At 40.4% G+C, this 17,123-nt stretch carries 18 protein-coding genes, 3 pseudogenes and 1 riboswitch; of the genes and pseudogenes, 11 read left to right on the top strand and 10 right to left on the bottom strand.

Annotated features, from left to right (window positions below):
• From RMY16_RS31145 to RMY16_RS31125, 5 genes and pseudogenes are all read left to right on the top strand, one after another.
• Window positions 1-269, top strand: a pseudogene (locus RMY16_RS31145) (TonB-dependent receptor); the annotation flags it as partial.
• A gap of 45 nt (window positions 270-314) precedes the next feature.
• Window positions 315-1,187, top strand: a complete 873-nt coding sequence (locus RMY16_RS31140; RefSeq protein WP_322739616.1) for a (2Fe-2S) ferredoxin domain-containing protein — start codon at window positions 315-317, stop codon at window positions 1,185-1,187.
• A 126-nt stretch (window positions 1,188-1,313) separates the two neighbouring features.
• A complete protein-coding gene (locus tag RMY16_RS31135; RefSeq protein ID WP_322739615.1) occupies window positions 1,314-2,531 on the top strand; it encodes an ABC transporter substrate-binding protein in 1,218 nt (405 codons plus the stop codon).
• 2 nt (window positions 2,532-2,533) lie between these two features.
• A complete protein-coding gene (locus RMY16_RS31130) occupies window positions 2,534-3,622 on the top strand; it encodes an iron ABC transporter permease (RefSeq protein WP_322739614.1) in 1,089 nt (362 codons plus the stop codon).
• 210 nt (window positions 3,623-3,832) lie between these two features.
• Window positions 3,833-4,873 (top strand): ABC transporter ATP-binding protein, encoded by a 1,041-nt coding sequence (locus RMY16_RS31125; protein WP_322739613.1) that lies wholly within the window; start codon window positions 3,833-3,835, stop codon window positions 4,871-4,873.
• 41 nt (window positions 4,874-4,914) lie between these two features.
• Here RMY16_RS31125 and RMY16_RS31120 read toward each other — a convergent pair whose 3' ends face one another.
• From RMY16_RS31120 to RMY16_RS31105, 4 genes are read right to left on the bottom strand one after another with little or no spacing between them, the layout of a single operon-like run.
• Entirely contained in the window at window positions 4,915-5,748 is an 834-nt protein-coding gene (locus RMY16_RS31120; protein WP_322739612.1) for an ABC transporter ATP-binding protein, read from the bottom strand.
• A complete protein-coding gene (gene cbiQ / locus RMY16_RS31115) occupies window positions 5,723-6,535 on the bottom strand; it encodes a cobalt ECF transporter T component CbiQ (RefSeq protein ID WP_322739611.1) in 813 nt (270 codons plus the stop codon). Before cbiQ ends, RMY16_RS31120 begins: the two co-directional genes overlap by 26 nt.
• Window positions 6,532-6,834: an energy-coupling factor ABC transporter substrate-binding protein gene (locus RMY16_RS31110; RefSeq protein ID WP_214436252.1), complete on the bottom strand. Its 303-nt coding sequence runs from the start codon at window positions 6,832-6,834 to the stop codon at window positions 6,532-6,534. The genes cbiQ and RMY16_RS31110 overlap by 4 nt, the downstream gene beginning before the upstream one ends.
• Complete coding sequence (locus tag RMY16_RS31105) at window positions 6,821-7,594, bottom strand: energy-coupling factor ABC transporter permease (protein WP_322739609.1); 774 nt, start codon at window positions 7,592-7,594, stop codon at window positions 6,821-6,823. The genes RMY16_RS31110 and RMY16_RS31105 overlap by 14 nt, the downstream gene beginning before the upstream one ends.
• A gap of 25 nt (window positions 7,595-7,619) precedes the next feature.
• Window positions 7,620-7,760: riboswitch (cobalamin riboswitch) on the bottom strand.
• Window positions 7,761-7,928: 168 nt separating this feature from the next.
• On the opposite strand from RMY16_RS31105, the gene RMY16_RS33230 reads away from it, so the two are divergent.
• Both RMY16_RS33230 and RMY16_RS31100 read left to right on the top strand, forming a co-directional pair.
• Window positions 7,929-8,066: a PepSY domain-containing protein gene (locus RMY16_RS33230; RefSeq protein WP_416211722.1), complete on the top strand. Its 138-nt coding sequence runs from the start codon at window positions 7,929-7,931 to the stop codon at window positions 8,064-8,066.
• Between the two features lie 3 nt (window positions 8,067-8,069).
• Window positions 8,070-8,222 (top strand): hypothetical protein, encoded by a 153-nt coding sequence (locus RMY16_RS31100; protein WP_322739608.1) that lies wholly within the window; start codon window positions 8,070-8,072, stop codon window positions 8,220-8,222.
• A 135-nt stretch (window positions 8,223-8,357) separates the two neighbouring features.
• Here the strand turns inward: RMY16_RS31100 and RMY16_RS31095 are convergent, their stop codons facing one another.
• From RMY16_RS31095 to RMY16_RS31085, 3 genes are read right to left on the bottom strand one after another with little or no spacing between them, the layout of a single operon-like run.
• A complete protein-coding gene (locus tag RMY16_RS31095; protein WP_322739607.1) occupies window positions 8,358-8,861 on the bottom strand; it encodes a hypothetical protein in 504 nt (167 codons plus the stop codon).
• The gene (dnaB, locus tag RMY16_RS31090; protein ID WP_322739606.1) at window positions 8,824-10,179 is read right to left on the bottom strand and encodes a replicative DNA helicase; all 1,356 of its coding nucleotides are present in this window, start codon (window positions 10,177-10,179) and stop codon (window positions 8,824-8,826) included. Before dnaB ends, RMY16_RS31095 begins: the two co-directional genes overlap by 38 nt.
• The gene (locus RMY16_RS31085; protein WP_322739605.1) at window positions 10,176-10,976 is read right to left on the bottom strand and encodes a MarR family transcriptional regulator; all 801 of its coding nucleotides are present in this window, start codon (window positions 10,974-10,976) and stop codon (window positions 10,176-10,178) included. Before RMY16_RS31085 ends, dnaB begins: the two co-directional genes overlap by 4 nt.
• Before the next feature lie 371 nt (window positions 10,977-11,347).
• On the opposite strand from RMY16_RS31085, the gene RMY16_RS31080 reads away from it, so the two are divergent.
• Entirely contained in the window at window positions 11,348-11,719 is a 372-nt protein-coding gene (locus RMY16_RS31080) for an XRE family transcriptional regulator (RefSeq protein ID WP_322739604.1), read from the top strand.
• Between the two features lie 754 nt (window positions 11,720-12,473).
• On the opposite strand, the gene RMY16_RS31075 is transcribed toward RMY16_RS31080, so the two are convergent.
• Both RMY16_RS31075 and RMY16_RS31070 read right to left on the bottom strand, forming a co-directional pair.
• A complete protein-coding gene (locus RMY16_RS31075) occupies window positions 12,474-13,007 on the bottom strand; it encodes an ImmA/IrrE family metallo-endopeptidase (protein WP_322739603.1) in 534 nt (177 codons plus the stop codon).
• The gene (locus RMY16_RS31070; protein ID WP_322739602.1) at window positions 13,007-13,369 is read right to left on the bottom strand and encodes a helix-turn-helix transcriptional regulator; all 363 of its coding nucleotides are present in this window, start codon (window positions 13,367-13,369) and stop codon (window positions 13,007-13,009) included. The genes RMY16_RS31075 and RMY16_RS31070 overlap by 1 nt, the downstream gene beginning before the upstream one ends.
• A 147-nt stretch (window positions 13,370-13,516) precedes the next feature.
• On the opposite strand from RMY16_RS31070, the gene RMY16_RS31065 reads away from it, so the two are divergent.
• The 3 genes and pseudogenes from RMY16_RS31065 (at window position 13,517) to RMY16_RS31055 (ending at window position 16,898) form a co-directional block, all read left to right on the top strand.
• Complete coding sequence (locus RMY16_RS31065) at window positions 13,517-13,828, top strand: HNH endonuclease domain-containing protein (protein ID WP_322739601.1); 312 nt, start codon at window positions 13,517-13,519, stop codon at window positions 13,826-13,828.
• A 169-nt stretch (window positions 13,829-13,997) separates the two neighbouring features.
• Window positions 13,998-15,236 (top strand): annotated as a pseudogene (locus tag RMY16_RS31060) (DEAD/DEAH box helicase); the annotation flags it as partial.
• 327 nt (window positions 15,237-15,563) lie between these two features.
• Complete coding sequence (locus RMY16_RS31055) at window positions 15,564-16,898, top strand: helicase-related protein (RefSeq protein ID WP_322739618.1); 1,335 nt, start codon at window positions 15,564-15,566, stop codon at window positions 16,896-16,898.
• 46 nt (window positions 16,899-16,944) lie between these two features.
• Here the strand turns inward: RMY16_RS31055 and RMY16_RS33225 are convergent.
• Window positions 16,945-17,052, bottom strand: a pseudogene (locus RMY16_RS33225) (hypothetical protein); the annotation flags it as partial.
• Between the last annotated feature and the right edge of the window lie 71 nt (window positions 17,053-17,123).

Genomic DNA, 17,123 nt, shown 5'->3' with positions numbered 1-17,123 from the left:
ATATTCCGCCTCAGATGTCACATTTGTCAATACCTCTTGACCTGAATCCTTACCTAATGCATTCTTTGGGTGCGTATCCAATAAACAACACCAATACAGAATCTTTGCCTGGGTACACTACTTTTGACTTCAAAATGCGCGTACCTTTAAGCGATAACTTAATACTGACAGGTAGTGTAGATAATCTCTTTGACCAGCGTTATCAGTTATTTCCGGGTTATCCTGATGGGGGGAGGGTTTTTCAGGTTGGGTTAAATTCTACGTTTTAATAGAAGTAATTTTTTCTCACGCACAGACGCAGAGGAGAGTATTAAATGACTGAGTTTAATTGTTGGGTAACTCCAGTAAATAAGGTTGTGAGTGAGGTTTTATCTACGGGGGGGTCTATTGAATACGAATATTTTGATTATAGTACCGATGTTTTGTCGTCGTTACTTTACACTTTATTTCAGCAAAATTGGCAGCAGGTTGGGGTAGGGCATGTTGTTCAAGGTGGTGTATTAGAATTAGAATTTAATGCTCCACCTAAAATTTGTATTCTCTATGATGGATATTTGACAGTAGTCACAGAAGGCTGGCATTTGCACTTATGTATAGAGGCTAATCTAGGTGGGCCTCATTGTAAGACTCCTTTAGAATTAAGGCAACAACGTCAAGTTAGTCGCGCTGCATTTTATCGACGATTTAATGCAGAAGGTATCCCTAGAAGTTGGGGTATCGATTTTTGGAATGGTGCAGATGAAAACCTCATGACTATTTTCTTGCCAAATCCGTATGTAGAAGGTGAAAATTTATTACCAGAAGGCAAGCCGAATTTATCAAAGTTAGCTCTTTATGAGGAACTGCGAGATATTTATGTATTGGGAAACAAACCTATACCGTTCACTAAAAATCCTCTGAAACATTCTTATATTTCAGTTTGCACTTCTACTCGCTGTCTTCCGTCACGCAAATGGCAACCTACATTTGATGCTTTGAAATCAGCAGTTGAAAAAGCTGGTGTAGATGTAGAAGTAAGAACGTCTGGTTGTTTAGAAGTATGTCAACTAGGGCCAGTTGTATTTTATTCAGATGATAGAACTTGGTACACTCGCGTTAATTCAAATGTAGCTGAAACTATTGTCAATGAACATTTGGTGAAAGGGAATAAAGTGTCTGAAAATATATATCCACCAGAGTCTGTTTAATTTATTCTTGGCAAAATCTCCCGCCAAGATACAAACGGTTTTCTTTTTGTTAAACTAGCTGTATTCACGTTAATATTTTTATCTGGATCGTCTCTATGTCAGATTAGTTCTCTGTATTTAAAATCCATGAACTTGAGAAAATCCTCTTATTCAAAATCTATTATTTTCTTCTGCCAATTATTCTTAATAGCAACTTTAATCATTGCCTGCCATAGTACAAAAATTCACACATCTACTCAGACTACAAATAACGGCTGCGTTCAAAACTATGACATCAATACTGATTACTTTCCCCAAAAAATTAAGATTACTCATGCAACAGGCTTAACAGTAGAATATCACAAACACTATAAAGTCGTCACTATCAAAAATCCTTGGCAGAATGCCAACACAGGTTTTCAATATGTTTTAGTTCAATGTGGAACTCCTACACCACAAGGATTTAATCAAACACAAGTAATTACAGTACCGATAAAGTCCATAGTCTCTCTATCTACTACTCATTTACCGCACTTAGCCAAGTTAAGAGTAGTTGATAAATTAATTGGCATTAATAATAGTAAGCAAGTAAATACTCCTGATGTGTTAGAGAGAATTAAAGCTGGAAAGGTGGCACAAATAGGTAATAATTCTAATGTGAATATAGAGAAGTTATTAGAATTAAATCCTGACCTAGTAACAACTTTTAGTACAGGCAATTCCCAAACTGATAGCTATGCCAAACTTACAGAGGCGGGTTTGAAAGTAGGGATAAATGCTGAATACATGGAAGATACACCATTGGGAAGAAGTGAATGGCTGAAATTTACTGCTTTATTTTTTAATCAAGAAGAACAAGCAGAAAAGATATTTCAAGAAATTACTCAAAAATATGAACAAGTAGCTCAAAAAGTCAAATCTATAAAAAACAGTCCTACAGTATTTGTCGGATTTAACTTTAAAGGTACTTGGTATATGCCAGGTGGCAAAAGTTACGTAGCTAAATATCTAGCTGATGCCGGAGCAAATTATATCTGGAGTGATGATAAATCCTCTGGTAGTTTACCTTTATCTTTTGAAGTCGTTTTGGAACGTGCAGCTAATGCTGATTACTGGTTAAATTTTAGTCAATCATGGCATAATTTAAAAGATTTATTCGCAGAAGATAGTCGTTATGCTGATTTTAAGGCTGTGAAAACAGGTAATCTTTATAATAACAATGCTCGCGTGAATGAAACTGGAGGTAATGATTACTGGGAAAGTGGTATTAGTAACCCAGACGTAGTTCTATCTGACTTAATTAAAATACTGCATCCAGAGAGATTACCTAATCATCAACTATTTTTTTACCGCCAACTTAGTTAATAATGTTAAGCAATCAAGATAAAAATCAAACTTTTTCCCAACATCCAAAGACTACGGCTTTAAAAACCTTAGTTTTGGTAATTTTAGTCATAAGTTTAATCTTTTCATTTTTATTAGACTTAGCTTTAGGTTCAGTTGATATCCCTATTAATGAAGTAATAAAAATTTTACTCGGACAAGAACCAGAAAAAGTGACATGGACTCATATTATTCTCAAATTTCGCCTACCTAAAGCTTTAACTGCAACTTTAGCGGGTGCGGCGTTAGGTGTGAGTGGCTTGCAAATGCAAACTTTATTTAAAAATCCTTTAGCGGGGCCTTTTGTATTGGGTATTAGTTCCGGTGCAAGTTTAGGTGTAGCGTTAGTTGTATTAACAGCAAGTGCTACAACACCAACTTTATTAGCAGATTTGGGAATCATTAGTGATTTTGGTTTAGTTATCGCTGCAAGCCTCGGCGCAGCATCGGTTTTAGGAATGATGTTAGTTGTTTCTCGCCGAGTGCAAGACACAATGACACTGCTAATTTTAGGTTTGTTGTTTGGCTATGCTACGAGTGCAATAGTAAGTATTTTATTGCAGTTTAGCTCAAAAGAAGGTATTCAAAGTTACATCGTATGGACTTTTGGTAGTTTTGCTGGCGTGACTTGGAGACAGTTAGTTGTTTTAATTCCAGTGATACTTTTGAGTTTATTGGCAGCATTATTGCAATCAAAATCTTTAAATGCACTTTTACTGGGTGAATCTTATGCACGTAGTTTGGGGTTAACTGTACAGAAAGCTAGATTTTCTATTATTACTATTGCATCTATATTAGCAGGCGCAATTACTGCTTTTTGTGGCCCTATAGCGTTTCTAGGTGTGGCTATTCCGCATTTGTCTCGAAGTTTGTTTAATACTTCTGATCATCGGATATTAATCCCTAGTGTAATAATTATGGGTGCAATCTTAGCATTGTTTGCAGATTTGTTTTCTCAACTTGCGGTAAGTCAGATGGTTTTACCTTTGAATGCAATTACTGCTTTAATTGGAACTCCTGTTGTAACTTGGGTAATTCTGCGGCGTAATTCTCGAAACTCTTTTCCATCATAAGTGAACTCAGCTTTTTGAAACGCAGAGGTACGCGTTCGCGTTGGCGGAGCCTCTCGTAGAGAAGCGTCTCGCAGAGAAGATAAGCGCATTCGCTTTTAAGCGTTCCCTCATTCGCGTTACCGTCTTTGCAGGAGAAGAGAGTTCCCGCAGAGTAGGCTAGGTAGGCAGAGTATTTACAAGGTTAATTTGCTATGAGTTATTATCCTGATAATGAGTAACTCAATTCTGACAACTCACAATTTGACTATCGGCTATAAAACATCCCGAAAAAATGTGCGGTGTGTTGCATCGGATATTTCTGTATCTTTGCAAGCGGGTGAACTGGTTTGTTTACTTGGCCCTAATGGTGCGGGTAAATCTACATTACTGCGATCGCTTGCTGGAATGCAACCCCCAATCGCAGGTGAAGTCAGACTTTTGGGAGATAATGTCTATAACTTAGCATCGCAGGATTTAGCCAAGCGGTTGAGTTTGGTTTTAACGGAAAAGGTTGATGTGGGAATGCTATCAGCCTATACTCTGGTGAGTTTGGGACGACATCCTTACACTGATTGGTGGGGAAATTTGACACCTGAAGATGAAGCGATAGTACATTGGGCGATAAAATCTGTGGGTGCATTACATTTGGCTTCACGTCAAGTTAGCGAACTCAGTGATGGTGAACGTCAAAAAATTATGATTGCACGTGCTTTGGCGCAGTCACCTCTTGTAATGTTACTTGATGAGCCTACAGCATTTCTCGATTTACCGCGACGCGTGGAGATTATGCAATTATTGCGTCATTTGGCGCGGGAAACTAATCAAGCAATTCTCCTTTCCACTCATGATTTAGATTTAGCTTTGCGTCTAGCGGATAAAGTTTGGCTATTAGCAAATAATGGAATTTTACACATTGGCGCACCAGAAGATTTGGTATTGAGTGGTGCATTTGCTGATACTTTCAAAAGTGAAGGTGTAGAGTTTGATATTGCTTCTGGTGAATTTAATCTCCATACATTCCATAAAGGAGAAATTAATTTGATAGGTGGTGAGGGAATTGCAGTAGTGTGGACTATTCGCGCTTTACAAAGAGTTGGGTTTAGGGTTAAACAAGGTAAAAGTTTCTCTGTTATTCAAGACTTTGCGCCAACACAAATCTCAGTTGAGGTTATATCGAATTCCGAACAATTTTTATGGCGAATTACAAAAAGCAAGACTGTATCTACTCATCACTCAATGTATGAATTGATTAAATTTTTGGATTGTTTATAGAAGCATTGTCTCTAATTTATTGACATTCTCTAACTGTAAAATTATGAAAAATTGCGAAATAACTCTAATATCCGTTGCTGTACTCGTTCTCTAACTACTCCTGATTCAGCAGATAACCCATCAAATAACATCTCATATATCAATGGTACGCCCAATTCTAACTCTGATAAAAGTGTGCGCTGGTTAAATACATCTTGGGGTTTGCCTTCTACTATCAGTCGCCCTTTATCCATAACAAAAACCCAATCTGCCCACCGATAGACTAAATCTAAATCATGAGTTGCCATTACTAAAGTAGTTCCATTTTGATGAATTTTTTTCAGAGTTGCTATCAAATTCAGAGTATGTTTGACATCTAAATAGGCGGTAGGCTCATCCAGCACTAACAGTTCTGGTTGTAGTACCATCACATCTGCTATGGAAACTCGCTTTTTTTGTCCTAAACTCAGATGATGTACTGGCCTTTCTGCTAAAGTAGTCAGTTCAAATTCAACTAATGCTTGCTCTACTCGGTCTTGAATTTCGGGTACTGGAAGACCCAAATTACACAAACCGTAAGATATATCTTCCTCAACAGTAGAAGCTACTAATTGTTGTTCTGGATCTTGAAATACTAATCCGACCTTCTGCCTTAATTTCCCAAGATAATTTCGGTTATAATTTAACGGTTCACCACGCCAACGTACAATACCAGAATCAGGTTTATATAAACCATTAGCTAGTAAGAACAGTGTCGTTTTACCACAACCATTTTGACCAATTAACGCACACCTTTTACCTGATGGAATCTTCAATGTTAGACCATTCAAAGCTGATTGTTGTGCGCCTGAATAAGTGTAATATATCTGCTCAAATTCGAGTAAATATTCCTGCATTTCGCCAAAAATCTAATCCTATTAATACTACACAACCGAAAATGGCTTCGATGATATACCGTAATTGAGGACGATAGCGGCGGGGATGCCAAACTCGAAATTCACTGATAAAACCCCGTGCTTCCAGTCCGAGAGAGAACTGATTATATCGTTGTAAGGTTCGCTGTAATAGTTGTCCGATTAGTATTGCTAAACTTTTCATGCTAATAGCAAGAGTGCGGTAGCCACCACGGGAATTTTGTGCTGTCCACAATTCACTAGCTGTGTTCAGCAGGATGAAAATAAACCGATACATTAGTAATAATAAATCGGTTAAAAGTACTGGAAATCGCAAGTAACGCAGAGTTTGTAATATTTCTGTGAAAGGGACAGTTAACATCAGAAAATATAAGCAAGAAACAGAGGCTAATGCTCTAGTTAAAATTCCCAATGCTTGGATACTGCCACTATGACTGATATAAATATAGAAGTGTCCGAGAGTTAGTCCATACCACGAATCTAATTTGACGCTTTGTAAATCAGGAATCGCAACTCCATTCACCATTAGGGCTGGTAAACTTGTCAAACAAAAAACTATGGTGAACATTAACAATCGAAAATAAACTCCAGCCGGAATTCTTGCATAAATAACTGTCCAAGTACTCATCCAAAGCGTGATCAAAATTTGCACTAGCGGATGGGTAGCAAGGGAAATAGCAAGGGTAGTAAATGCAAAAATCAGTTTGTGTTCCGGTGGCAATCTTCGCAGTCGATTAGTGTAAGCTAACGTATCTATTTGCAAGCTCATTCTTCACGTTTTTGTTGTTGGGAACGTCCTTTATATAACCCAATTGCATAACCAACTACTCCTGCACCCAAAGCTGCTTGTGAGGCAAATAATAAGCTTTCTATTTCTCCACTAGCGGGTTCAAAAAACGATTTAAACCAGGGTTTATATCCAGGTTGTATTTCCGTAATTGCTTTTTCGGCTTTGTCATCAGAACCAGCAAATTCACCACCGCGTACAAATATTAACGGTGCAACTGCTAAAGCTAATACAGCTACTACTAATAGCCAGTTACTCAACCCTTTTTTAGACTGATTCATTGCCACTTCCTCGTTTGATTAATTGCAATAGTTCCAATTCTTGAGGATTATAAGATTGCAGCCAATTCCACACCAATACAGTTAGCAATCCTTCACTAATTGCTAAGGGGACTTGAGTAATGGCGAAAATACCGGCGAACTTGGCAAATGAAGCGATAAACCCACCAACAGGTGCAGGAAAAGCTAGGGCAAGTTGGATAGAAGTGATAACGTAGGTGAGTAAATCTGCGATCGCAGCTGCTAGAAATATCGCAATTTTTTCTTTACCACCCAACTTGATTGTCAAATTATATATCCAGTAAGCTACAAATGGGCCGGCGATCGCCATCGAAAAAGCATTTGCCCCCAGCGTCGTCAAGCCACCATGCGCTAGTAATAAAGCTTGAAACAATAACACTAAACTACCCAAAACCGACATAGTAAGCGGTCCAAATAGCACCGCACCTAACCCTGTCCCCGTAGGATGAGAACAGCTACCTGTGACAGAAGGGATTTTTAACGCTGACAGCACGAAAGTGAAAGCACCAGCCAAGCCTAGTAGTAGTTTTAGCTGTGGGTTAGCTTGGGTAATGCGAGTCAGACTACGCAATCCTAATAGAAAAAACGGTAATGCCACAACCCACCAAAAAACTGCCCACTGCACTGGTAAAAAACCTTCCATAATATGCATGGCGTAGGCGGGTTTGGGTAAACCAACTACTAGATAAAAACTGATAACTCCCATCAGGGTTAGACTGACTAACGCCTGTTTTCTTTTCATAATCTGTACCTCGCAGATTTATGTAAACGAATTGATTCTAACCGGCGGGCATCCTGACTTACCTAATTTTGGTTTACAGTTGCGGGACAGCGCCGGATTTGCACCGGACTTTCCCTCTTGCGTCCGATGGCTGCTCCCCATCAGAACCGATTGGAGTAACTATATCACTATTACCAATTTTGAACAGCGATTTTTTATCAGGTATTCACAAAGCGTAGATTGCAGTGCAGAAATGACGTTAACAACTTCAGATGAGCGGACATTGACTGCCTTTTTTCACCCTTACACGGGAGAAATCTTAAGGGAGCGTGACGAAAATAATAATCTCTAGGCGATCGCTCGTAAGATTCACAGCGAACTGATAATGGGAAAAGTAGGGGATTACCTAGTAGAGCTTGCTGCCTGCTGGGGACTCGTGGTGCTTACGGGATTGTATTTGTGGTTGCGAGGCAACAAAGGAACCCTTTTATGAACATTGATTCCACGAGTATGGAGTCAGAATCAGCGATTATGGCGAGACTTGCACGCCGTTTCTGGATTTTATGGCGTGCTGCTAATTGGTTTTCTCTATAGTTACGACTTGCGCCAAAAGGTTATCCAAGCAATCGAGTTGGACGGGATATTGTAAACCTGTAGTAGACTTATCCAGAATTTACGATTTGCACAGCTTTTCTGAGGTAATGATTTTTCTATAATTTGAGTTGCAATACTGACAAAATATCTTTAACTGGGGCTTTATCTGCTTCTAGCTTCTCTATTTTCACTAATAGTCGTTTTGGAATATACTTGCACTTTTTAAGGAGGCGATCGCCATCTTTCCAAAACTCATAGTGATACCAAGCTTGGGGATAATCTTTGCCGTGAAGAGTAATGGTTTTCCACTAAATGGAGGCACAACACCCAGTAATGCCAAAATTTCTATAATTGGGCGCTTCTTGAACTCTGCTTCTTGAATAACCCCCAGTAAATGTTTGGGAATGTACTTGGTCTTCTTTGTACCTTTTTCCTGCCAATGATAGTAAGCTTGGGGGTAGTCCTTTCCACCCCTAGTAATGGTGCGCCAATGAATAGTGCCGTTACCCTCACCCCAATTTCTGCGCTTTTTACTAGGGTTGTCAATACTTGGGGATATCTCTATTTTTTCAAGCTTTTTACTAGGGCTATTATCAATACCCCCCAGTAAAAATTCCTCTAAATGAGGTGGATGGTTTCGACAGGAGTTTGAGGACTCAGATATTTTCGGAGCGCAAATTCTGGATAATTCCATAGGACTTGTCAAAAAACACCGTTGCTGTGCCTGTTTCACCGTGCCGTGCCTTAGCCATGATGAGCTTTAATATTCCTTGGTCTGTAGTGTCTGGGTTGTAGTACTCATCTCGGTAAGTGAGAATAATATTGTCTGCCACCATTTCTAAAATTCCCGATTGGCTAAGGTCGCTCATCATTGGGCGCTTATTCTGTCTGCCCTCAACTCCTCTAGAAATTTGAGAAAGTGCCAACACAGGAACTTCTATTTCCCCAGCCATTTTGTAAAGTCCCCGTGCCACGTCACCTAGTTCATAACTGCGGTTGCCCCCAGAATCCTCTGCCATCATTTGCAGGTAATCGACTACAACTAACCCTAGCTTTCCTTCTTTGGCCTTAATTTGACGGCATTCGGAAGCAATTCTAGAAACGGTAATACCTCTTGAGTCATTCATATAAAGCGGCAGTTCTGAAGCAATACCAACGATTTTGGCAATGCTTGTAAATTCCCAGTCTGCTAGGGGTTTATTACCTGAGCGATGTCTGCGGATGCGATCGCTTTTTAGTGGCGTTAACTCTAAATGCTTATAGGCGTTGCTAACACTAATTAAACTCCACAGCCTGTACTCCAATTGTTTCTTTGTCATCTCCAAGGAGAAGATGACCACAGGTAGCTCATGAAACAGTATCATTTGGAAAGCCAAAAACAAGGCGATCTGGGACTTTCCCATTGATGGCCTACCCGCAACTATGGTGAGTGTGCCGCTTTCAAATCCCACCATCAAATTATCGAGTTCATGAAGTCCTGTATGGTAAATGGGGTTTGCTGAATTTAAATCCTCGTAAGCAGCAACGTTAATCGTGCTGTTATGTTCAGTGTTTGAAGATAGGGTTTGATTAGATAATTGGAAAACTTTCTGTTCTGATTGGTCAAGAATATGTGGTAACTCAGTTTCTGTCTCGTAACCCAGATGTACAATTTCATTTCCAGCCTTGATTAACTGTCTACGCACGAATTTGTCCATTACCAACTCGGCTAAGGTGTCGATGTTGACAGCTGACACTGTGCGGTCTACCAGAGTTGCTAATTTATTTCTCCCGCCGATACGGACTAGCAAATCGTGGTCAGTAAGCCAAGCTGTAACTGTGAGTAAATCAGTGGGTTTACCAGACCAATGAAGGCGCTGCGCGGCTTGATAGATATCTTTATGGGCGCTAATGTAAAAGGCTTCGGGAATTAAGCGATCGCTCACCCTACCGATTGCTTCTGGATCAAGCATGATACCGCCTAAAATCGCCTCTTCCGCTTCGATGTTTTGGGGTGGCAATTTATCAATCATGTCTCACCGCCAGTATTCTCAGCCCGATTTTGCCTTTGCGACTCTTCCCAAGCTCTTTGAGCCTGTCGCTGCCGTTCTTCGAGTTCTCGGCGGAATTCATCTCGAGCATTTTTTGTTTCAGTTTTTTTGGCTTGTACCTGAATTGATGCCAGATATTTTTCGTAATAAACCTCCCAGCGATTTCTTCCAGCTTTGTTCTTGTGAGCTAACCAAGCCTCAATGTCATTCACTGGCTGGCTAAGATTTTTGGTTTTTTCCTCACAAAATTTCCAAAAATTCGCTCGCTCCTCTTCCGAGAGAGTCTTAATAAAGTCTGAATAAGTCTTATAAGTCTTAGGACTTGAAGATTGGCTCTGGGTAGGGCTTTCAGAACTCGGTTGTTGCGTAGCGATCGCGTCTGTTGCGTCATGATCACGCTTGTTGCGTAGCGATCGCGCTTGTTGCGGTGAGGCAACACTGTTGTCTGTAGGCAACACTGTTGTCTCATCGCAACAATGAAGCCCCCCAGCTAAAATTTTGACTTGGACTTTCAGTAGTTCAAGGTCAATGAATCCCTTGTCATCTAAGGCTTTGAGAGCGCAGCTAACTGTAGAGCGATGTACTTCTTTATTCTCTGCTGACAGTTGTCTAGCTATCCCGGAAACAGACAACTCAACCCCGTCGCCATAAGGGTCGAGAGTGCGAATGTAGTACAGCACATCTTTCTGTGCTGGCGTTAATTCTCGGCAGGCTTTCAGCCATTCCTCGTGCTGGAGTGGGTAAAACTTACCTTGAATTTTTGAACTGTTCTGTGTCATAATCACCTTAATAAGCAAGAAAAATTTCCAGCCCCTGTCCCCCCAGACAAGAGCTAAATTTTTAAATACCAGCCATTTGACACACAGCAATAGAGAGCAAAGGGATTAGCAACTTCAGGCGTTACTTGATGTATGCCGAAATTCTCTTAACTTGCGCCCTCAAAAGTGTCGCCAAAGCAAGTATTAGCCGAAGTTCTGCTCTACTGAAGAAAAGCTGATCTTATGTTTTCAGTCAGAACTGCTGTTGGCTTAATTTGAAAAGAGTAAGTCCCTTGTTATCATTGAATTATCCATAACTTTAAAAATCCTAATAGAGTTCTCTCTAAATATCGCATACTATAACAACTAACTAATCCTATAATTAGCTAGCAATGCAAAATTTTGTAACAGAGGAAACTTCTCTTTACCAGCAACTATTTGACGAGATGTTCGATAGATTCAACCTTTCGGCAAAGGTTGTAGCCAAGCAAGCTGGAGTTTCAGAGGTGTTAATTTCCAGATTTCGTAAGGGAAAGGCTGACTTGGGAACTAGAAAGTTTCTAGCATTGTTAGGGGCTATTCCCATAGAAGCACGGGAGTGGTATTTGTCTCAGTTGCTTGGAGCAAAGCCAGGTGTAAGCCTGCAAAAGCTTGTATCTGCGGCCTCTCCTGTAGAAAAAGTTGAAATTCTCAACTTAATTGCCCATTCTTTCCTAGAAGATCGAAAAACTACTGGGACAGGTGAATTGATATCAGCAGTATGATCCATAGCAATCCCATGATATTAGTGAACATAAGGGATATTATTTGGACTTGTTGCTTGCTTATATCCAATTTTAAAGCGATGTGATTGGATAATCTCCATGTTCGTCAATCCTAAATACTTGTATCGTAAGGATTTTGTGTGGAGATGGTCAAGTGGTTTGAGGTATAAACTCATGATCAACTAATTAACACTATTAACTTTATTTAGTTGAGTAATTGCTGTATTGCTGTATCTCTGAATAGAGCCAAACAAATAACAAACTACAAAGCCATTCGTTGCCCCATGCAACCGGATAGTGGGTCATTTTTACTTGATAATGACTTGCAAGCAATTAGCGACTCAGTTTCCATCTTCCTAGCTCATTGCGATCGCTAGAGTGAAAAGACCAAGGCAGAGGGCTTTTCTATGGCTCTATGGCGTTGTCCAGCACCACGTCGAGGGTCTGGCAAATCAATCGCCAAAGGCTTCTATAATAGCTATTTCAAACGTACACTTCATCTGATAAATGCCTAAAAAGTTAGTTTACCATTTGATACCATTCTTTAGAATGAAATAGCCCTGCAACTAACCATTTATATTTCCGCTCAAAACAAGCTTAATTGTATAAATTCAGGCTCATCATAAATCATTGCTTCATCTACAAAATCATCTTCCTCTTCTTCTGTCATTGTGAGTCTTGGTATATATGGCGATAGCTTAACCCAACCACGTAAGGGAAAGCTGACTAGGATTTTTTTAGATAAATGTGCAGTTTATGAGGAAGGGAATATATTCATATTTGATAAACGATAAGCCATTGCTTGGATACTTACTTCAAAATCCTCAGCTAACTTTCTCAACATACAATCATCACCTAAATCAAGTCCCCTAGCTTTGATTTCGTTCTCGACTAGCTTTCGAGGCATGAGTAGTGCGGCGGCAAATTGATTAGCTTGAATTTCTCTTCGTAACTCTCCAGAAGAAGAGCGTGAATCGCGGAAAATAGCAGTGTATTTTTTATCTATAAATAGCTCTGATTGCTCCTTATGTAAAATGTAGTGGCCAATCTCATGTGCGAGAGTAAATCTTTGTCGAACAGGGATATGTGCTTCGTTAATTCCAATTGTTCCTTTACCATTTTCAATCACAAGAAGTCCTGATACTTCTTCACCTAAAGGTACAAACTCCACCATTAAACCAAGGCGATAAGCGATGGCATCAACTCTTACTGGAAGATCCATCGACTTTAACGACTCAAGTAAGTCCGTCGCGTTTTTTTCAATTTCCTTGGTTGATAAGTACCTCATTAAACACCCTTGCTTCTTGCTTTGGCTCTTTCAATAAAATTAGTCAGATCACGTCGTGTGACAGGATCACCACTCGCAGCTTTTTCAATTACTTCAATTGTCCCAGCATCGAGCGATATCGGTTGCGTTTCCTTATGATACTCAGACTGTTGAGGAATTAATAGAGCCGCTTCTGTGCCTACCTCTTCTGCAATGTGCCATAAAACATGAAGCGGAAGTCTTTGTCTGCCAGCTTCAACATTAACTACAGATGTTCGGCTCATTCCTAGTTTATCTGCTAGCTTTGCTTGGCTAAGTCCAGCACGTTCTCGTGCACACCGAATTCGTTCCCCAATTAGGCGGTAGAGAATATCTAAATCCATAAATAACTGCCAATGAAAACAAACGCACTAAAAATGATACGAACATGTTAGCGATACAAACGTGTTGGTGTCAAATACAGCTTGACTATTTAGCACTTGTGCGCCAGGCTAAGTACGTAATGTTACAAATTTCAAAAGAAGGATTTTATGAGACAGCCCAACTCCAACTCTCACGGAAGAAATTTTGACCAAGTTACTATTGAGTTGGTTTGGAGAAAAGGACAGCCTATTTTAGGCTACAACCCAAATGAAATTCGTAAGGATTCATGTGAAGCGTGGATTAAGCGTGCTGATTATGGCAACACCAATTCTCAGTGGGGGTGGGAAATTGACCATGATTATCCTGTATCAAAAGGTGGCAGTGACGACTTGAGAAACCTTCAGCCTCTTCAATGGGAAAACAATCGACATAAAAGCGATAGCTATCCCTACTGGCAGTGTGCGGTTAGAGCCTCATAATTATTGGGAACACGGCATCTAAAAAAATGTAGCATACGCACTACAATAGGTTATTTCAAGTTAGTAATAAGTAAATACTAGTATGACTTTATTCGCCACCTTTATTGGTGTAAATCAGTATGCAGACAACAATATCTCTGATCTGGCTGGCGCATAAAATGATGCTACTACGCTTTGGGCACTGTTCTCAGATTCAATCTTAGATATCAAAACCCATTATCTGCTTGATAGCCAAGCAACGAGTACAGCCATAAGAGATGCACTCAACAATACATTTAATGGAGCAGGGCCTGACGATACAGCCCTTTTCTTTTTTGCAGGTCACGGATCTCCCGCACACCAGCTTGTTCCTCATGATGCTCGGCGTGAAGCATTAGAAGAAACAACGATCGCAATGAGTGAATTGAACAACTATCTAAATTCATCGAACGCACGTATTGCCATTGTCATTCTTGACTGCTGCTTTAGCGGTGGAGCAACTGCGCGTGTGCTTCAAAATGTCCCTACGCCACGTAGCACAATCATGACCGTCGAGGATTTGCAAGGGGAGGGAAGGGTTATTATCGCTGCATCAAAAGACAATGAAGCAGCGCAAGAACTGAACGGACATGGACTCCTTACCCAGGCGTTGCTGCGTACTTTTAAGCTTCATCCTACAGGCATTGAGATAGGTGGAATAATCAACGAAGTGACTCAATGGGTTAGATCTGAAGCTAGCCGTTTCGGTTTACGCCAAACTCCAGTGATTTTTAATCTTATTAAAGGTGGCCTAAAGTTACCTCCGTTGATCCCTGGCACTCGGTATGCACAAGCATTTCCAGATACAGTTGGTGTCAAAGTTAGCCCAAATATTGATGATCTGGCTGCTTTTAATCTTCCGTCTCAATTAATCAATGCATGGAAAGCTCAATTTGCGAATGGGCTTAATGTTCTCCAACTTAAAGCAGTGAACGAATACCGTGTACTTGACCGTCGTTCTCTTCTAGTAGTAGCACCTACAAGTTCCGGCAAAACGTTTATTGGAGAAATGGCTGCGGCTAACGCGATCGCTAAAGGAAAAAAGACTGTATTTTTATTACCGTTTAAGTCACTTACCAATGAGAAGTATGAAGATTTTCAAGCTTTATATGGGGAGCAATTAGGGCTTCGAGTAATCCGTTGTACAGGTGATTATTCAGATGATACTGACCATTTCATACGGGGGAAATACGATATAGCACTTCTCACGTATGAAATGTTTTTAGGATTATCGGTCAGCGTACCATCGCTCATTCACAAGATTGGATTGGTCGTTTTAGATGAGGCACAGTTTATTACTGATCCTGATCGCGGTATAGCAGTAGAACTTTTACTTACCAATTTGCTGAATGCAAGAAAGCAGGGTGTACAACCGCAGATAATCGCACTCTCAGCCGTAATTGGTGATATTAATTATTTTAACGATTGGCTTGAATGTGAAACGCTTTTCAGCCACGATCGGCCAGTGCCACTTATTGAAGGAGTTTTAGATAGAAGCGGTGTGTTTCAATATATCGGTCTTGACCAGCAAGAGCATGTAGAGCAGTTTTTGTCACCAGGTGTCATTGCACAACGCAAAGATAAACCGGAATCGCAAGATATCATCGTTCCCTTAGCCAAAAAACTTACTGCTGAGAAAGAGCAATTACTTATTTTTCGCAATCAACGTGGTAGTGCTGTAGGCTGCTCTCTTTATCTTGCCAGTGAGTTAGGGCTTATGGCAGCAAGCAACGTACTAGCGCAGCTTCCTGTACATGATCGTTCAACCGCATCATCAAACTTGCATACAGCATTAATAGGTGGAACCGCCTTTCATAATTCAGACTTAATCAGGGAAGAACGCTTGGCGGTAGAACAAGAATTTCGACAGCCTCAAAGTACCATTCGTGTGCTCACTGCAACGACAACGGTTGCTGCTGGCATTAATACGCCTGCATCAACCGTTATTATTCCAGAGACTTTCTTTTATGGTGATGAAAAACGTGAGTTTACCGTAGCTGAATATAAAAATATGGCCGGACGCGCAGGACGATTGGGGCTTTCGTCGTCAGGGCGTAGCATGTTATTGGCTGAAAATGCTATAGAACGCGATCGTTTGTTTTGTCGATATGTGCAAGGCAAACCGGAACCAATACGTTCTTCTTTCGACGCTTCTCATACAGAGACATGGGTACTTCGTCTACTCAGCCAGATTAAACAAGTTCCTAGAAAAGACGTGATTCATTTACTCGCCAGCACCTATGGTGGGTATCTAGCGAGCCGTCAACATCCAGACTGGCATAAAGTGACAGAGCCTCGCCTAGAAGAGTTCCTCACAAAAATGGATTCTTTGGGCCTACTCGAAGAAGAAGATGAGCAAATACGGCTTAGTCTCCTTGGGCAGGCATGTGGAAGATCCAATTTTTCATTTTCCTCTGCATTAAAACTTGTCGATTTGCTCAAACGTTTTCCTGAGAATCTTTCCGCAGGGCAGCTTATGGCATATCTACAAGTCTTACCAGAAGTTGCTGGTTATATTTCAGTGTTTAAAAAGGGAACAAAAGAATCTACTTGGGTACGTGAGATAAACGCTCATTATGGACACGCCGTGACTACTGGATTGCAACGAGGTGCAAAGGACAATTTTGACTACTATGCGCGGTGTAAACGGGCTGCCATCCTCTGGGATTGGATCAATGGACAGTCAATAGAAACCATTGAGAAAAAATTCTCAACTACTCCCTATGCTGGCAACGTTGGAGCCAGTGATATTCGTGGATGTGCAGACCGGACACGGTTATATCTTCAGTCAGCATACGATATCGTCAGCATTTTACTACTTGGGGAGGGGCCAGATGAACTTGCGATAAATGCTCTTCTTCAACAACTGGAATTTGGTTTACCATCTAATGCGCTAGATCTCATTAACTTACCTGTTAACTTGTCACGGGGCGAATACTTAGCTTTGTACCAGGCTGGGTATGTAACTAGCAAAGAAGTACTTCAGTCGTTAAAGAAGTTATCTCCGCTTTTAGGTGAGCTAAGAATAAAGCAACTAATGGGAGAAACGTAACATTAATGTCTTAAAGGCAAGGACTTTGTGGGTTATCACCAGGGTGTTATAAAGTTTCATCTTTTTTCTTGTGAATCTGATACTCTTTTGTTTCAAACAGAAAATTGCATAGGGTTTTAGCTGAATTTACAGCTAAAATTGCGTGGTGCTTTGAGGGCTTATATCATGTTCGGTAAATTACCCATAATTAAGCCGCAACTGTCGGCCACCAGTGAAAATTGGTTA

Origin of the sequence: Nostoc sp. DedQUE12b (genome assembly GCF_034530835.1) — a bacterium.
Taxonomy (GTDB): domain Bacteria; phylum Cyanobacteriota; class Cyanobacteriia; order Cyanobacteriales; family Nostocaceae; genus Nostoc.
This window is presented reverse-complemented; position numbering and strand designations above follow the sequence as displayed.

What these genes read in the sequence shown, in the direction of transcription:
- cbiQ (WP_322739611.1), bottom strand. Translation starts at nt 6,535, where the DNA reads ATGAGCTTGCAAATAGATACGTTAGCTTACACTAATCGACTGCGAAGA.
- RMY16_RS31130 (WP_322739614.1), top strand. Translation starts at nt 2,534, where the DNA reads ATGTTAAGCAATCAAGATAAAAATCAAACTTTTTCCCAACATCCAAAG.
- RMY16_RS31105 (WP_322739609.1), bottom strand. Translation starts at nt 7,594, where the DNA reads ATGAAAAGAAAACAGGCGTTAGTCAGTCTAACCCTGATGGGAGTTATC.
- RMY16_RS31135 (WP_322739615.1), top strand. Translation starts at nt 1,314, where the DNA reads ATGAACTTGAGAAAATCCTCTTATTCAAAATCTATTATTTTCTTCTGC.
- RMY16_RS31055 (WP_322739618.1), top strand. Translation starts at nt 15,564, where the DNA reads ATGGCAGCAAGCAACGTACTAGCGCAGCTTCCTGTACATGATCGTTCA.
- RMY16_RS31140 (WP_322739616.1), top strand. Translation starts at nt 315, where the DNA reads ATGACTGAGTTTAATTGTTGGGTAACTCCAGTAAATAAGGTTGTGAGT.
- RMY16_RS31125 (WP_322739613.1), top strand. Translation starts at nt 3,833, where the DNA reads ATGAGTAACTCAATTCTGACAACTCACAATTTGACTATCGGCTATAAA.
- RMY16_RS31085 (WP_322739605.1), bottom strand. Translation starts at nt 10,976, where the DNA reads ATGACACAGAACAGTTCAAAAATTCAAGGTAAGTTTTACCCACTCCAG.
- RMY16_RS31075 (WP_322739603.1), bottom strand. Translation starts at nt 13,007, where the DNA reads ATGAGGTACTTATCAACCAAGGAAATTGAAAAAAACGCGACGGACTTA.
- dnaB (WP_322739606.1), bottom strand. Translation starts at nt 10,179, where the DNA reads ATGATTGATAAATTGCCACCCCAAAACATCGAAGCGGAAGAGGCGATT.
- RMY16_RS31110 (WP_214436252.1), bottom strand. Translation starts at nt 6,834, where the DNA reads ATGAATCAGTCTAAAAAAGGGTTGAGTAACTGGCTATTAGTAGTAGCT.
- RMY16_RS31095 (WP_322739607.1), bottom strand. Translation starts at nt 8,861, where the DNA reads ATGGAATTATCCAGAATTTGCGCTCCGAAAATATCTGAGTCCTCAAAC.
- RMY16_RS31120 (WP_322739612.1), bottom strand. Translation starts at nt 5,748, where the DNA reads ATGCAGGAATATTTACTCGAATTTGAGCAGATATATTACACTTATTCA.
- RMY16_RS31080 (WP_322739604.1), top strand. Translation starts at nt 11,348, where the DNA reads ATGCAAAATTTTGTAACAGAGGAAACTTCTCTTTACCAGCAACTATTT.
- RMY16_RS31065 (WP_322739601.1), top strand. Translation starts at nt 13,517, where the DNA reads ATGAGACAGCCCAACTCCAACTCTCACGGAAGAAATTTTGACCAAGTT.
- RMY16_RS31070 (WP_322739602.1), bottom strand. Translation starts at nt 13,369, where the DNA reads ATGGATTTAGATATTCTCTACCGCCTAATTGGGGAACGAATTCGGTGT.